This is a genomic window from Chitinophaga sp. RCC_12 (assembly GCF_041360695.1).
Taxonomy (GTDB): Bacteria; Bacteroidota; Bacteroidia; order Chitinophagales; family Chitinophagaceae; genus Chitinophaga.
The window spans coordinates 78,381-94,084 of record NZ_JBFUPS010000011.1; the positions used below are offsets into that span (position 1 = coordinate 78,381).

The window sequence follows — 15,704 nt, forward strand, 5'->3', positions numbered from 1 at the left end:
ATTACGATTGAATTTTCTGCCAGGTAAATATGGTGCAACTGTATGTTGTCATTAACTTAGCAGTTCTATTCATTTTCCACCAATCCCTTGTTCGCGGCCAGCATTCTTTCGCCGAACTTTAGGGCAAATCTCTCCGGATTGAGTGTATAGGTTGCGACCACGTTACCGGCGTCATCATAAAGTTTATGTGTGTACTTAACCGTATTGCTATAAACCGGATCTACTGAAAGCCGGCGCATATCCCACCAGCGCATGCCGGAGGTGGCGAATTCACGAATACGTTCATCAAGGATGTAGCGAACCAATGCCTCTTTACTTTCCGCTATATTCGCAGGTACAGTTGCGATACTGGCAGGCATCCTTTTGGACCGCAGCATTTCGAGATCACTCTTTGCCCCTGCGAGGTCGCCTGCCCTTGCTTTAAGCTCTGAGCGCATCAGGTAGAGATCAGGTAATGAAGGACCTATTTCCAATCCGGAAAAAAGTGATGCGGAGTAGCGCCTCATTCCCCCCGGAAAGGTTTTGTCGGGATTGAACATTTCAATTCCTGAGAACAGTTCCAGGCGTTTATCTGCCGGATCATATAAGGCAGCCGTTTCCGGGGAAAACACATAGGTATTGGCTTGTTGCAGCTGAAAATTAATCATACTGAGATTGTATATCACCTGCACATTATTAGCAGCCAATGGATAATTTGAAAGTCCGAAACCGAAGTCAGGAAACCATGAATTATCGTTATCGGGGTCAAGTACGACGTTATAATCGTATAATGTGAGAGGCACTGCAGCTTTGTCAAGCTCCGCGAATGCAGCATCCACATGTGTGCTGGCCTCACTGAATTTTGCCATATACAGATAAACACGGCCCAGTATGAATTCCGCCGCCAACCTGGAGAATTTTCGCCTATGTGTTAATGGGCCAAGGTCAGGCAATGCATCTGTTAAATCCTTAATAATAAAATCATAACATTCCTGTACAGAGGCCCGTACAAATGTTGTTTGGGTTACGTCTGCCTTTGTAAGCAGTGGCACCCCCAAATCCGTAGCAGCAGTAGCAGCATTATAGGGCAACGAAAAATCATTCAGAAAATAAAGATGGCAAAGCGCCCGTCCGACTTTGGCCTCCGCTAGGATGGAACGTTTTTGCTGATCGGTTCCTCCCTGCGATTGCATCACTTCGTTTATAACCTTATTAAAGGTATAAATGTTGGTCAGTGGCCAGGTTTCATTGGGAAGCTGATCTTCATCGTATATCCTTGCTTCAAACCTGAACAGTCTTTGCGATCTGATCTGGGCAGCGTCCATATAGGTCGCCTGGGCAGCCATTTCATCACCCATGTATAAAGACGGAGGATAGGCAACCTGCAGGCTCACTGCGTTCATTAATTGCTCGTAGTCCAGCATTGTTTTTGCCACACGGGAGCCTTTAGGCTCAATTTCCAAAAAGTCTTTGGAGCATGAAGTCTGAAGCATCAACGATATAAACAGGATGGGTAGTAATACCCTATGAATGGATTTCATCATCTTAAGCAGGTTTAATTAAAGAGTAATGTGTGCGCCAACTGTGAATGTACCTTGTCCTATACGGATACTTCTGACACCTGCAGGTGATTGAAACTCCGGATCGATCCCGAAGTGGTTCTTCTTCCAGAGCATGAGATTGGATACCTGTGCCCTGAAAGTCAATCCTTCCGCATGCAGTCTCCGAACCAACGTCTTACCCACATCGTAGGAAAGCGTGATCTCCCTGATTTTTGCGTAAGAAGCGTCAAATGAATTCAGGTTGGAGTAAGTATAGTAATAGATATTTCTGCCGTTGTCGATGGTAGTGTTATAGGCATACCTGGGAATATTGGTTTTATTTTCATCTCCCGGCGCCTTCCAGCGATTAGCAAATTCAGGTTGAAGCGTGTTCTGATAAAGGGGATCTTGCCAAAAATTATTAAAATCCCGGAACAATACATGTCCTAAGTTAAAGCTGATATTAATTCCCAATTGAAATCGCCTGTAATAAAATGTGTTGAATAATCCACCTGTCGCGATAGGCTGAGAAGTTCCCGCCAAATGAACGTCTTCTGGTTTGGATCCATTTTTATCAGACAGTATTTTTCCGTCGGCCTGGATGATCTGTGGATCTCCCGCAGCGTTAAGCCCGCCGTTGATGAATTCAAATACAGCGTATGCAGGTTTACCTTCCGCGAAGGAAGTTCCAATCATTCCTGTACCGGTTGTGATGGCAGTTGCTGTTGCCATCCTTGTTATCTTATTTTTGTTGTACGACAGGTTTAGGACAGTATTCCAGTTAAAATCCCGGGAAATGACATTAAGTGAGGTCAGACTAAACTCAAACCCTTTATTTTCAAGGTCTCCATAATTACCGATAACGGTTGCATATCCAGTCAACGGCGCCGTCATCAATGAGCCGATCAGGTTACTGGTCTTCTTTATATATCCGTCTATTGAACCGCCCAATCTGCCACCCAGCACTGTAAAATCCAGTCCTGCGTTATAAACAGTGGTTCCTTCCCATGTAAGCTTATCGTTGCCGGGAGTGCCAATAACCAAACCAACTCCTGTTACATAGTTTACATTCGATGCGGACTGCAGGATATCGAATGATGCTGCCTGGGCAGGCTTGGGTGCATTACCTGTTATACCATAAGTGAGTCTCAAATGAAGCCGGTCCAGCCATGTAAATGATTTCATGAAGTCTTCCCTGTTCAGCAGCCATTTACCGCCTATGCTATAAACGGGCCTGTTTTGAGCAGATTTGGCAAGGCCGAATAAATTGCTCTCATCAATCCTCCAACTCGCATTCAGCGCATACTTCCATTGGTACATGTATCCCAATGTGGAATAGTAAGAGGTGGTTCTTGCGATAGCCCCTTCTCCTCCACCCACATTATTTGATGGCAACGCTCTTCCCAGCAGGCCGGATACCGTTCCTGTAATCCCTTTCATCAGTGTATCAATATTTACCGGACGGGAAACCTGCAACTGATCATCCCAGCCATAGTAGGTAGCAGATGATGTCAATGGTGTGGAACTTGTAGCTTCCTGTCCTGCCATCACAGTCAGTTGATGCGGATCCCAGTTACGGTCAAATATCAGCTGATTTCTTACTGTCCAGTTTTTCTGAGACGCATTATTTACATTGAGCATCCCACCATCCTTTGGCAACCAATACCTGGGTGTACCGTTTACAGTTGGCGCCTGCGTAAAACCTACCAGTTGGTCCCTTACCGCGTAACTTTCCTGGTACTGAACTGTCCGGTTGTTTCTTGCAAATGTCTGGTAACCATAAGTACCCTCAAAGCGAAGTCCTTTCAGCAATTGTAATTTCGCGCTTCCCACCACTCTTCCGGATATACTGCTACTCTTTGAATATCCCCTGTTAAACTCATCAAGCGGGACATAGTCCAGGTTAACCCGGCTCCTGGCGGCATAATTAAGCCTGAGAGAATCGCTGTAATTTCCCAGGAAATTCACTGCCAGCGGATTTCCTGCCTTATCGCGGAACCGCTGATAAGGCACCATGGAAATATCCGGCGCCAGCACTCCTATGCCCAGATTTGAAGTACTTGCTACTGTATTGGTAAGATCAGTGATTACTGATAACTGCAATCTCTTATTGAAATTGAAATCCTGTCTGACATTTACCTTATATGAATTGTTTCTTTCACCAGGTGTGCTGCTTTGAATACCGGTATAGCTCAGTGATCCATAAAAACTGTAAATATCACCGCCTCCTGAAAGCGAGACGGTATGATTAGTTGAGGCTGCATTTCTGTAAAAAATACTGGAAATATCACTCCTGTTATCAATGGCAGCCAAACTATCCAGCGCCTTATTCGCCTGCGCACCGGTGATTAGTCCACGATACTCATCATATTGAATTTGCAGATGCGGAGGAACCGGGGCAAAGACCTGTACTGCATTCCAACTATAAGAAGGTGCAAATTGAGGAAAGATTTCTTTTGCAGTAGCAATAAAATCCCTACTGTTCATTTTCGGAATATAGGATAGATCCGGTTTTCCCTGGAAATTATAATAACCGTCGTAATCGACCCGCATTTTTTGTCCTGTTTTACCCTTTTTGGTAGTAATAACAATTACCCCATTCGCCGCTTTGGCGCCCCAGATAGAAGCTGCGGAGGCATCTTTCAGAACAGTTATATCCGCAATATCCTGCGGATTGATGTTGGCGATAGGGTTGGAGTTATTCAGAATATTATTGCCGGATGTCTCACTTGTATTATCACCCGGTAATTCCACGCCGTCCACCACGATCAATGGCGACCTGGTGGAGTTGAGGGAAGTCAAACCACGAACCAGTAACGGCTCTCCACCCGGCGAATTGTTTACCACCAGGCCGGGTACAAGCCCATCCAGTCTTTGAAGAATATTGGTACTGCTGGATCTGTTGGCAACAGTGCCCATATCCACTTTCGCCACTGCCCCTGTATTTCGTTCCCTGGTAATATTCTGATAACCTGTAGAAACAATTTCAATAGATTCCAGCTTTTGTTCCGAAGGCGTCAGAATAACCGAAATCATTTCTGAATCGTTCACCTTCATCTCTTTTTCATTGAATCCTATGAAGCTTATTATGAGCACTGCGCCTTTTTCCGCTTCTATATGAAACATCCCCTTTTCATCGCTCACGGCTACTACCTGGCTGCCTTTAATACGGATGGTAGCTCCAGGCAGAGGGTTTTTATCAGCGTCCGTGATTAATCCTGACACTTTCGTTTTAGACTCCGCAGCAGCGGATAAATTTCCTTTTTTCTCAGATGCGCCAGTATCTTTGCGCATCACTACTACATTACCCTGCTTTATCTCAAAAGCAAGTTTTTCTGGCTTCAAAATAGCGGTCAAAAAATCATCCAATGGCATCTGTTGTGCCTCAATAGTCACAGGATGCGCATTCTTAATATGCTCATCATTATAGAAAACAGTTACTCCCGTCTGTTTCTCAATAATTTTAAACACATTATGCAAAGGCTCTTTGTGTAGTTTGGCAGTAATAGATTGCGCCAGTCCTGTGGCTTGTGCCTGCACTAAGAAAACAGTTAATAAAACAAATGTTAGTTTCATCGCGAAGCGTATTTTGGTTGATACTGGACGGCAGAAGAAGCCACACCAGGCTACTCCGAGCCTCCACGGCTGGTTTAAAGCAGAAAAATGCATACTTTCTAAATAATTTTGGTTGGTTTTTGTAGTTGATCCCGAACAAAATGCTTTATAGCCATCAGGGAAGTATAATTAATGTCCTGTTTCCTTCCAGTTTGTAGTGAAGTCCCACGTTGCTCAGAAAATACAGCACATCGGCAAAGGGAAGGCTCCTCTTAATAGTACCGCCCAGCTGTACTTCCGGAATTGGTTGCTGATAAATTACTTCAATATCATACCATCTTGCAAGTTGCCGCATAGCCTCTTCCAGCGAAACATCATTAAAGTCAAAGACGCCATTTTTCCAGGCAACAACCGAAACTGCATTTACATCGTCAAAAACCTGGATAGGCCTGTTTCCGGTGGTAGTAAGGGCTTGTTGTCCGGGCTTAAGTAGTTTGTAGGCTGCTCTTTCCGATCCTTTCATTGCAACCCGTATCGCTCCATCCAGCAGCGTGGTTCGAACGGATTGCTCATTGTCATATGCATTCACGTTAAAACTTGTTCCAAGTACTTCAACAGCAGTTCCGCCGCTGACCTCTACCCTGAAAGGAATGGAAGGGTTTTGAGCTACCTCCATATAAACCTCTCCTGTAACACTAATAAGTCTTTCCTTACCAGTAAATGCTACCGGGTATTGAATGGAACTTTCCGCATTCAGCCACACGTTGGTTCCATCTGATAATCTAAGTTGGAACTGTTTGCCCTTCGGGGTAGATATTGTATTATACTGAACTTCTGAACCTGTTCTCTCGTATTCAAATACTCCATTGGTGACTTTGGCAACCGTCCCTCCCCGTAGTGCTATCCGGCCATTTTTAATAGTATCTAAAGGTACCTGTGATCCGTCTGACAAGGTAAGTAAAACGCTATTTTCTCCCTGTTGTCCATTTGTTACCGACTGCACAATACCCGCTGGCGTTTCTGCCTGCTTTTTGTGATACAGGTAATAAACACCAATACCAATTATCAATGCCACAGAAGACGCTACAGCCCAACTCCATTTCCGTATGAGGGCATTCCGGTGACCAACATACATACTCTTCACTGCTTCTTTATCAACAGGGAACTTCCTGCCTGGATAGCGATCCAGGATATTTTTGATCATCGTTTGCTGCCGGGCTTCACTAAAGAGGCCTTCATCCTGTATTTTTTCCCACATATCCTCCAGTACAGGAATGATTTCCTGTTCAGTAGAAGCCGATTGCAACATATCAATAAGCTCCTGTCTTTCTGCTTCGGTAAACTGGTCATTTGACCACCGTTCCAATAGGTGTTGTAGTCTGCTATTCACAGTCAATCAATTTATCTCAACGGATATGATCCATCTTATCTTAGGAGAAGGCTTCTGTAAAAAAGGGGGTATCCCAATGGGGAAAAAATTTACAATTTTATAATCAGGAACGAAATTATGATTGGCAGGCCATTATTCCTGATGTGGTCAACGATAGATGAAGAGGCAATTTGAAGGTATTTTTTTACGGTTTCCCGGCTAATCTGCATTTCCGCTGCTATTTCGGCATATTTTCTCCCTTCTAACCGGGCAAGCATCCAAACCTTCTTTTGCTGCGGCGGGAGCCGATCTACTGCACTTTTCACCAGTATATCGTAGGCATCCTTTAAGGCGGCCTCGTCCTGTGCCTCCATGCCGCCGGCCACAGTTTGTGTTATTTGATGCCACTCCTCCCTTTTTTTGTACTCTCTGTCAATGTTCTTCAGCATCCTAACTGCATGATGCCTCGAAATTACAAATAACCAGGAACGAAAACTCTCCACTTCTCTCAGAGACTCCCTTGTTAGCCATAGCTGGGTGAAAATTTCCTGCACCACGTCGGAAGCTATATCCTGATCTTTGGTAATTTTGACCAGGTAAGTAAAAAGAAGGCCGGAATACGCTTTCACAAGCATAGTAAACGCCTGCTCATCCCCTTCGGAGATCTGCAGCAGCAGTTGGCGGTCACTATTATGTTTAATACCTGACAATTAATAAGTTGATTGATCCGAATTAGCCACAATGTTATTAAAAATTTCACACAATTATAATTAGCCTTTGACTCATAACATAATTCTTTCTTCGGTAGATCAGATCGGTGATCTTAAAACAAGATAGTGATTTTCCTGGCTTCTTCGCATTCAGCTACCAATTGGGTTGCTGGATTCAAGATGGTATCAACGGGGCTGAACATGAACCGCAGGCATAAAAAGCAGCTGCCTGCAAGAGTAACTCCCTCTGATATCCCTCCTGGAATTAACTGTACCTGGAAATACTCAGTAGGAGCATGTCCATTCACAGAAAATTAATATATTGGAACATGAAAAAAATCATCCTGATTTCTCTTTTACTAATAGCGGCGATAGCACTGAACGCACAGCAACTGACCTACAAAAATCCCCTGGCTGTTGATTTGGGCGATCCTTATGTATTGCATGTCGAGGGCGACAAATACTATATGTATGGGACCGGTGGCGCCAGGAACGGCTTCGCCGCCTATTCTTCCACCGATCTGGTTAATTGGAAAAACGAGGGCCAGGTATATTTTCACAATAACAAAAATGGCTGGAGCGATCCAAAAGCCGCCTGGGAGGGCGCTTATTGGGCCCCGGAAGTATATGCTATTAATGGCAAATACTACATGTTTTACAGCGCTCAATGGAAAGACAATCCAACGAAGGAACTCGAAAACTTTCGCATTGGCGTTGCTGTAGCAGATAAACCAACCGGGCCATTTATCGATGTAAACAACAAACCCGTTTTTGACCCTGGCTATCCTGTCATCGATGCAAATGTGCTATTCGATCCAAGTGGAAAAGTATATCTCTATTATTCCCGTTGTTGCTACAAACATCCGGTACAGAGTGAAATAGCTGCCTGGGCAAAAAATAAAGGCTGGTTCAATGAGATCGAAGAAAGCTGGGTATATGGTGTAGAATTAAAACCAGATTTCAGTGGCGTTATCGGTGAACCGGTGCTGCTATTGCGCCCACCGGTGAGCATGAAAGATAAACAAGCCGAATGGGAAAGCCGCTCGGTTACATCCAAAGAAGTGAATCGCCGCTGGACAGAAGGTTCCTCCATCTTCAAAAAAGGAAATACCTACTACATGATGTATTCGGCGAATTACTTCGGCGGCAAAAATTATGCGGTGGGTTATGCTACGTCTAAAAGTCCTTTAGGGCCTTTTAAAAAGGCTGCTAACAACCCGGTGCTGCAAAAGAACGTTGAGCAAGGCGGTGTGGTAACAGGGACTGGCCACAATAGCATCACGTATTCACCGGATGGTAAAGAAATGTTTTGTGTATACCATGGCCGTACATTGGAAACGGGTGATAAGCGTGTCGTTTTTATCGACCGGATGAATATATTGCCTGGTGGAAAATTGGTGGTGCAGGGCCCAACAACAGCACCGCAGCCATTTCCCGGTGGAGCCAAGTAGCATTGATCTTCAGTAAAGTTTTTTAGTTGTAACAAAAACAACTTGTTCCCTAAGTCGCCTAAAATATAGCGTTATGGATCATCTTAAAAAAGTCTTTTTACTGGCAGGCATAGGAATGTTTTTCAGCATTCACGGGTTTTGCCAGCAATTAGCCGATGCCAGCTGGCTACTGGGAAAATGGGAACAAAAAACGAATAAAGGGACTATTTATGAAACCTGGAAAAGCAGCAGTGATTCCAGCTATTCCGGGAAAAGTTTCCTGTTGAAAGAAAAAGATACTGTTGTTTTAGAGACTGTTAGCCTGCTGCAAAAAGATGGCGCTTTGTTTTACATTCCAACTGTGACCAATCAGAATGATAATATGCCGGTATCTTTTAAAGTAACATTTTCTTCAGATAATAAATTAATTTTTGAGAATCCGGCGCATGATTTCCCGCAGAAAATAACCTATACACTTATTTCATCCGATTCCCTGATAGCTGAAATATCGGGGGTAATGAATAATAAACAACAGTTCCGGCAGTTTCCAATGAGAAGAGTACAATAACCCTTACCGGTAAGTCGCCCATCCCAGCCCTAAAAATCCCTTATGCTTTTCAATATGAAAAGTATCTCCTTCTTCAAACTGCGCGTATGTTGATTCCGATATATTTTTAGCCTGAAAAGGACCATTTACCTGCTGCATTAAAAAATAATACTGACGTTTAGCAAATGGCGTTTCTTTTTTAGCCAATATCATATATTCTGCATCCCCAAATTTCATCCTTTTATATTGCTGACCGCCACGATATTGACCATAGGTTTTCTGGTTTACTTCTACCCATTGGGCAGGGTTAGAAATACTGTCTACATGAATGAGATCAAAATAATATTGATCCGATCCTGCATCCCCATGATCATATGGAACGCTTGCATAATACTTGTTTGCCAAAAAATATTTCTCCACCGCAGGATTAGACGAATCAAACGCATAATTTAACGTGAGAAGGAAAGTCAGTATGTAAGAAAGTAATCCACCCCAAAAAATTCTTTTACTCATTACGGGAACAGGTTCCCGGCCAAATAAAAAACAATAAATGATGGCGGGTAGAAAAAGGCTGACGGAAAGCGATAAAAATTCTGACTGATATACGGATAAAACATGAAACAGTATAAAGCCATACAGGCACGGCGTGATCAAGTCGAGCAGTAAATTATATATATTATCCGGCCTGGGTTTAATGAAATAGAAAAGCAGATGCCTTGCAACTGAAATAAGGAATAAAATTATAAGGAGATACCTGAACCGGAATGACAGCGGATCAGTGTATAGCAAATTAATACCCAATGCGAGTCTCACCATCGCAAGAAATATACCGCCAATTGAAGCCGCTCCGGTTGGATTAACAAACGCTTTATTTTTTCCGTTACTCATGTATAATACTATAATGGATTCCCTTTCGTAATACAATTTACCATTTTTGTACAGCATTTGGTTACAAAGAAAGAGGAGCATGTTAACCATACCGGTTACATACAAAAAAGTATATAAAAAGAGTCGCTTCCGGAAAGGATATAGATTTGCCGGATAAAAAATAACGGCTCTTATGAACACGCTACAAACTAAAAAAGAGTGGATAACAACTCCCATACTCCCCTGTTCTTCCATTGAGGAAACCTTGGCATTCTGGGAGGTACTTGGATACCGTACCACCTATAAACTGACGCGCCCTTACCAATATGGGATCAGTGAGCGCGGTGGCTATGAATTACATTTTGCCCGTGTTAAAGGCATGAATACTGCTTACAGTGGTTGCCTGGTAACGGTTGCCGATGCAAGGGCGGTGTACCTGGAGTTTACCGGAAAACTAAAAGCTTCGCTGGGAAGAGTACCTAACACCGGCATTCCCAGAATTTCGAGAATGAAACCAGACGCCACACGATTTACGTTGACAGATGTTTCCGGCAACTCCATCATCTTTGTTAGTTTTGGAGAGAAGGATGAAGAAGTGTGGCAGCATGCGGATAATAAAAACCAAAGCCCGTTGCAAAAATCTATTGCCGTTGCCGCCAGGTTCCGCGACTACAAAAATGATGATGTGGCCGCTGCGAAAACATTGGATGCTGCATTAGCCCGACGCGGGAATGAATCAAATGCTGATATCGCGGAAGCATTAATACTTCGCATTGAACTGGCCGGAGCGCTGAATGAGCCGGAGCGTGCAGCAGCGTGCAGATCACAGTTGGAAACTATCTCGCTTTCAAAAGAAGAACTGAATGTTTTGAAGTTAAAGCACTCAGTAGCGGTGTAGTGTCATTTCTTCCATTTTTGCGCAATCTGCATGGCGGTATCAATCATATAAGGTTCCCAATGCTCGATTTGCCAGGCGGTATGTGCAAGCGAAGAACGGTTGAGCGATCGAATAGCCTCGTCGCAGGAGGTGGCTGATTCCAGTATAGCAGAAAGTTCCAGCTGCTGATGGTGTAAAACTTCATCTTCCACAACCTCACCTGTTACTATGGGGAATGATGGTAAAAAAGACTGGTAAGATGATATACCGGGCGTACTTTTCTTCTTTACAATATTTTCCATCTTTCCAAAATCATTGTAAAAAGTAGTCCTGCTTTCCGCGGTGGTAAGAGCATTTCCAAGTTGTTCCAGCACAACATATTTAAGATGGGGGCAACGCGCTATCGTGTTTTCCAGTAAATGAAATACTTCTGCCGGAACGGCATCATCATGTGTATCCCTCCTTATTCTCTTCACCGGGCTATTGGGAGCGTCCTCCCAGCTACCGCCGGAAATATGTATCTCCCTTACTTTATCTAACGGGTAGCGGGTAATTATTTCTTCGAACGGAATATTAAAATTGTGGATCTGGCAATAGAGGTTGTGCAGATCGAGGATGATAAAACCATTTACAGGTTCCAGGAGTTGTTCCAAAAAGGCGCCGTGACGTTTTACCTCGTCGAGCGAATAGGAAAAGGCCAGGTTCTCCAGTCCTACCGGGCATTCACTTGCTTCATAGATCCGCTTCAGCCTGTCTCTCCCAATGTCAAGTGTGGATTTAGTATAGGGAATATTCAGCGGAGCGCCGTGATGAAAGTCTTTCCCCGTCATGAAGCCAAAATGTTCCGTTACATGATCAAACCGGAATTCTTCCCTGACCCTTTTCAATTGTTTCAGCCAATCGGCTTGCTCCTGGCGCCACTTTCCTGAAAAAAGGGAAAAGAATACGCCATGACCAATGAGTCGTTGTTCATCGCTGTAGGCTGTCAGCAATTCAAGAAACCAGGATGGTATTTCCTGCACTTTAAACAATGCATCAAACGACCATTCAATGGCTTGCAGTCTTGATTCCTCCATTAGCGGAAGACATGCTGCCAATATATCGGCGTCCAGGTTACAGGCGGCTGCTGACAGAATTTCCGGCACCTTTTGGAATTAAATGTGAATGATGAAAGATGGGATCAACCCATTCCGCAGGCAGGACAACCATTTTCATATGGCTTTTTCACTTCCTCTTTCTTTTCTTTTGGCTTAACTGATTTATCCTTGTTACAGGAACTGGTTGTTTGAACGGTGATACCGATCAGGATGGCGCCGAGTAATGATTTTGGCAGTTTCATTTGATATTATTTAAGGGATGAAATGCTACAATATGCTTGTCAAAACAAGATTACCTGTTAAACGGAGGGGAATATGAAAAAGTTACAGGAAAACAGATCCTTAACATTGGGGAGCTGGTGTAATTATCATGAGCCTAAAGGAAGATGGTAACTGCAGGAGAGGCTGCTTCTCCTGCAGTTATTGCTTAAAACTTAATGGTGAGGTTAGCCGTTACGCGTGTTGGGTTTTGTGCTGCAAGCCGGTTCGACCAGTACTTTTCATTGGTAATATTATCCACTTTTACCCCGATGCGGTAAGCGGGTTTGTCGTAGAACAGGGAGCCATCCAGCACAGTATAGGAAGGTATCGTAAAGGCGAAGGTGTTGGTGTTGGTTTGAAACGATTGGCTGCCATAATTACCGCCGAAAGCAAAACCCAGTCCTTTGGCAGTGCCATGCACCAGGCGGTAGCTCACCCACAGGTTGGCTGTAGTGGCTGGCCCGGCCGAAGAGGGCCGCAATCCCTGGAATTTAGCATCCGCCTTATCCATTTTACTTTCGTTGTAGGCATAACCTGCAATAATATTTAATCCCGGAACGGGGTTAGCAATTACTTCGGCTTCAAAGCCTTTGCTGAGCTGGGTTCCATCCTGGAGAGAAAATCCGCTGTGAGCGGGATCATCATATACAGAGTTGGTAACCGAAATATCGTAGTAGCTAAGCGTGGCATTTAATTTCTCATTAAAAAGATCTGCTTTAATACCGCCTTCTATCTGGTTGGCCTGTTGCGGTTTAAACGTGTTGCCGTTGTAATCAGTACCCGACTGATTCTGAAATCCGTTCATGTAGTTGGCAAACACGGAAACCCGGTCTTTAATGACCTGGTATACGACGCCGAATTTAGGTGATAAAGCAGTTTGGGTATAATTGCCTGTTGTAAGATCCTTACTGGGATAATAAGCACCAAGATTGTGGTAGTTATCCAGCCTCAGGCTTGCCATCACCAGCAGCTGCTCTGTGATATTGATAACGTCTGAGAAATAGGCGCTGTAAGTGTTTTCGCGGTTGCTGTCGAACGCCAGGAATTTTAATTTTGCGAACAGCGGTGTTACATTGTCCTTATTGAAATTATAGTAGGCATCGCCGGGAGTTCTGTAATTGATGGCCGGCATATTCACGATGGTATCATTCCGGGAGGCGCGCAGGCTATAAAAATCCACACCCACCACCAACCGGTTACGCATTTTACCGATATGGAAATCGCCGATAAAGTTTTGCTGGATATCTGTACCATAGTATGGATAGGTTTGCGAGGTAACTGCCTGCCGCAGGGTGCTATCGCTTAAGATGTTCAGTTGTGTAGTGAATCCGTCGGAGCTGGAGCGGGTGCGGGAAAATACGGTTTGCGACGTCCAGTTTCCGGACAGTTTATATTTGATCTGGCCAAAAACGTTTAACTGCTGGCTGTTATAGCTCATCGTATTGTTGGCATAGGAGAGTTTATAGGGCATGCCCAGTTCCGCTACGCTATGCGCCTTTCCTTTTGTGTAAGGACTCACCCTCATGGGAGAAGTAGCTTTGTAACCGCTCATTTCCACGTCCAGCAAAATGGTGAGCCGGTCGTTTACTTTATAGGAAAAGCTGGGCGCGAGCAAATAGTTTTTGCTGAAGCCGGCGTCCTGGAAACTGCGTTCGCTGTGGATAGCGCCATTGAAGCGGAACAGCGCAGTTTTCTCTTCGTTTACGGGAGTATTGATATCCAGTGTTAGGCGGTTCAGGTCCCAGCTTCCGCCGGAGTAAGCCACTTCTCCTTTGAAGCTGTCGAACGGCTTTTTGGTAACCCGGTTAAACAGCCCTCCGAAAGAAGAAAGGGTGCTGCCAAATAAAGTAGCCGAGGGACCTTTGATCACTTCTATGCGTTCCAGGTTGGCGGGATCTACATTGGTATACACGAAGCTGCCTACACCGTTGCGTACCAGGTTGGCGGTGGTAAAGCCTCTTGATGTAGCGGAGCTTCTTCCCTGGTTATATACAATTGGAATGCCTGCCCCCGGAATATTTTTGAAGGCGCTGTTATAGTCTGTAACCAGTTGTTCTTTCATCAGCTCTTTCCCTACTACGCTGTATACCTGTGGGTTTTCGAGGTTTTTTAGCGGCAGTTTGGATACATCTTCGCTTTCCTTTTTGGCAAAGCGGTTTCCCCCAGTGGCCACCACCACTTCTTCGAGGTTTTGGGAAGATGTTTTTAGTTCTATTTGCAGCAGTACGCTTTTGCCGTTTACTACAGCAACCGTTCTTCTGATGGTTTCAAATCCCACCATAGATACCTCCAGTTCGTAGTTGCCATCCGGAATATTTTTAAAGAGGAATTCGCCGCTCTGGTTGGTGATCATTCCTTTTGAAATGCCTTTCAGGATAACGGTTACGTTGGTTGCCGGGTGACCGTCTGATGTGGTAATAATGCCCTGAATGGTATTGTTGGCTCCTTCGTCCGGCACGCCGGCATATATCAAGGTAAATGGGAGTAGAAAAAGTGTTAGAAACAGGTATGCCCTTGTCATGTTGGTCTTATCGTTTACCATGCAAAGGTGCATTGAGAAAAGACCAAATTATCTACTGTATCGGGAAAACGATTTACGCAATCGGGAAATAATTATTTATGCACAGCGGCAACTGGTTGACTGGCGGGGTGCGTCAACGCAAAATACGCCACCAGCAAGGATAATAGCTTATCATTTTTCAAAAGCCATTAGATCCCTGGCGGACCTAAAAGGTCCACCAGGATGACCATATAAAGCAAATCCCTGCCACTACCCATTGAAGGGCGGTGGGCAACAAGCGTCAACTTGTTTAAAGTAAGGTTTCCCGGATTACAGGTGGGCAGGTGTAAAATAACCGCGTAAAATCTTTACAGCAGTACCAATCTGGTTCTTCACCGTTTGAATGCTGGTGTTCATCTCTTCCGCTATTTCTTTATGGCTTTTCTGATCATAGTGTCTTAAACGGAAAGCCGTAGAGGATTTAGGCGGTACTTTTTTCTTCAGTGCGATATTCACCTGGCAGTAAATTTCTTCGCTTTCCAACGGATCGTTCGGTACAAAAGCTTCATCCGGAATAACACAGGAAAATTTCCTTTCCCGCGTAATTTTGTTAAGACAGCGGTTCCGTATGCTCGCATACAGGTAGCTTTTCATAATACAGGAACTGTCCCGGTTCTGGTAATTAGCATCAATCTTCAGGAACAATTTCTTCTGCCAGAAGTCCAGAAAAAATTCCTGGAGAACATCTTTTGCTTTTTCTTCGTCCTTTAGCATATCTACAGCCAGCAGTAGCAGGATGCGGCTATATTTTTTGTACACACTTGTAAATGCTTCGGTACTACCATCTTTAAGCAGTTCCAGCAGGACGGCATCTTGGTTGTTATGTTGCATTCTCATTTCCTTTTTGAGAGACTGGTTTAGGAAAAATATTTCGACTTTTATTGACAATACAGGTGTTAGAAAATCAAGCT

At 44.2% G+C, this 15,704-nt stretch carries 12 protein-coding genes; 3 read left to right on the plus strand and 9 right to left on the minus strand.

Annotation, left to right across the window (positions count from 1 at the left end):
* Window positions 1-65 precede the first annotated feature (65 nt).
* The 4 genes from AB6805_RS26730 to AB6805_RS26745 all read right to left on the minus strand — a co-directional run bounded on the left by AB6805_RS26730 (window position 66) and on the right by AB6805_RS26745 (window position 7,154).
* Complete coding sequence (locus AB6805_RS26730) at window positions 66-1,523, minus strand: RagB/SusD family nutrient uptake outer membrane protein (protein ID WP_370912493.1); 1,458 nt, start codon at window positions 1,521-1,523, stop codon at window positions 66-68.
* Between the two features lie 15 nt (window positions 1,524-1,538).
* Window positions 1,539-5,096, minus strand: coding sequence for a SusC/RagA family TonB-linked outer membrane protein (locus AB6805_RS26735; RefSeq protein ID WP_370912494.1), 3,558 nt, complete (start codon window positions 5,094-5,096; stop codon window positions 1,539-1,541).
* A 154-nt stretch (window positions 5,097-5,250) separates the two neighbouring features.
* Window positions 5,251-6,465, minus strand: a complete 1,215-nt coding sequence (locus tag AB6805_RS26740; RefSeq protein ID WP_370912495.1) for a FecR family protein — start codon at window positions 6,463-6,465, stop codon at window positions 5,251-5,253.
* A gap of 89 nt (window positions 6,466-6,554) precedes the next feature.
* Complete coding sequence (locus AB6805_RS26745) at window positions 6,555-7,154, minus strand: RNA polymerase sigma factor (RefSeq protein ID WP_370912496.1); 600 nt, start codon at window positions 7,152-7,154, stop codon at window positions 6,555-6,557.
* 329 nt (window positions 7,155-7,483) lie between these two features.
* Here AB6805_RS26745 and AB6805_RS26750 point away from each other — a divergent pair, with 329 nt between their 5' ends.
* Together AB6805_RS26750 and AB6805_RS26755 are read left to right on the plus strand one after the other, a co-directional pair.
* Window positions 7,484-8,605, plus strand: a complete 1,122-nt coding sequence (locus AB6805_RS26750) for a glycoside hydrolase family 43 protein (RefSeq protein WP_370912497.1) — start codon at window positions 7,484-7,486, stop codon at window positions 8,603-8,605.
* Window positions 8,606-8,678: 73 nt separating this feature from the next.
* On the plus strand, window positions 8,679-9,152 hold the full coding sequence (locus tag AB6805_RS26755; RefSeq protein ID WP_370912498.1) for a DUF6265 family protein: 474 nt from the start codon (window positions 8,679-8,681) through the stop codon (window positions 9,150-9,152).
* A 3-nt stretch (window positions 9,153-9,155) separates the two neighbouring features.
* Here AB6805_RS26755 and AB6805_RS26760 read toward each other — a convergent pair whose 3' ends face one another.
* On the minus strand, window positions 9,156-10,019 hold the full coding sequence (locus AB6805_RS26760) for a hypothetical protein (protein WP_370912499.1): 864 nt from the start codon (window positions 10,017-10,019) through the stop codon (window positions 9,156-9,158).
* A gap of 172 nt (window positions 10,020-10,191) precedes the next feature.
* On the opposite strand from AB6805_RS26760, the gene AB6805_RS26765 reads away from it, so the two are divergent.
* Complete coding sequence (locus AB6805_RS26765) at window positions 10,192-10,896, plus strand: hypothetical protein (RefSeq protein WP_370912500.1); 705 nt, start codon at window positions 10,192-10,194, stop codon at window positions 10,894-10,896.
* A 2-nt stretch (window positions 10,897-10,898) separates the two neighbouring features.
* Here AB6805_RS26765 and AB6805_RS26770 read toward each other — a convergent pair whose 3' ends face one another.
* From AB6805_RS26770 to AB6805_RS26785, 4 genes are all read right to left on the minus strand, one after another.
* Window positions 10,899-12,020 carry a DUF692 family multinuclear iron-containing protein gene (locus AB6805_RS26770; protein ID WP_370912501.1) on the minus strand — a complete coding sequence of 374 codons (1,122 nt, stop codon included), beginning with the start codon at window positions 12,018-12,020 and terminating at the stop codon, window positions 10,899-10,901.
* A 35-nt stretch (window positions 12,021-12,055) separates the two neighbouring features.
* The gene (locus tag AB6805_RS26775; protein WP_370912502.1) at window positions 12,056-12,214 is read right to left on the minus strand and encodes a hypothetical protein; all 159 of its coding nucleotides are present in this window, start codon (window positions 12,212-12,214) and stop codon (window positions 12,056-12,058) included.
* A gap of 185 nt (window positions 12,215-12,399) precedes the next feature.
* The gene (locus tag AB6805_RS26780) at window positions 12,400-14,775 is read right to left on the minus strand and encodes a TonB-dependent siderophore receptor (RefSeq protein WP_370912503.1); all 2,376 of its coding nucleotides are present in this window, start codon (window positions 14,773-14,775) and stop codon (window positions 12,400-12,402) included.
* 288 nt (window positions 14,776-15,063) lie between these two features.
* Window positions 15,064-15,624: an RNA polymerase sigma factor gene (locus AB6805_RS26785; RefSeq protein ID WP_370912504.1), complete on the minus strand. Its 561-nt coding sequence runs from the start codon at window positions 15,622-15,624 to the stop codon at window positions 15,064-15,066.
* Window positions 15,625-15,704 lie beyond the last annotated feature (80 nt).

What these genes read in the sequence shown, in the direction of transcription:
- AB6805_RS26775 (WP_370912502.1), bottom strand. Translation starts at nt 12,214, where the DNA reads ATGAAACTGCCAAAATCATTACTCGGCGCCATCCTGATCGGTATCACC.
- AB6805_RS26730 (WP_370912493.1), bottom strand. Translation starts at nt 1,523, where the DNA reads ATGATGAAATCCATTCATAGGGTATTACTACCCATCCTGTTTATATCG.
- AB6805_RS26760 (WP_370912499.1), bottom strand. Translation starts at nt 10,019, where the DNA reads ATGAGTAACGGAAAAAATAAAGCGTTTGTTAATCCAACCGGAGCGGCT.
- AB6805_RS26735 (WP_370912494.1), bottom strand. Translation starts at nt 5,096, where the DNA reads ATGAAACTAACATTTGTTTTATTAACTGTTTTCTTAGTGCAGGCACAA.
- AB6805_RS26785 (WP_370912504.1), bottom strand. Translation starts at nt 15,624, where the DNA reads ATGCAACATAACAACCAAGATGCCGTCCTGCTGGAACTGCTTAAAGAT.
- AB6805_RS26780 (WP_370912503.1), bottom strand. Translation starts at nt 14,775, where the DNA reads ATGGTAAACGATAAGACCAACATGACAAGGGCATACCTGTTTCTAACA.
- AB6805_RS26765 (WP_370912500.1), top strand. Translation starts at nt 10,192, where the DNA reads ATGAACACGCTACAAACTAAAAAAGAGTGGATAACAACTCCCATACTC.
- AB6805_RS26750 (WP_370912497.1), top strand. Translation starts at nt 7,484, where the DNA reads ATGAAAAAAATCATCCTGATTTCTCTTTTACTAATAGCGGCGATAGCA.
- AB6805_RS26755 (WP_370912498.1), top strand. Translation starts at nt 8,679, where the DNA reads ATGGATCATCTTAAAAAAGTCTTTTTACTGGCAGGCATAGGAATGTTT.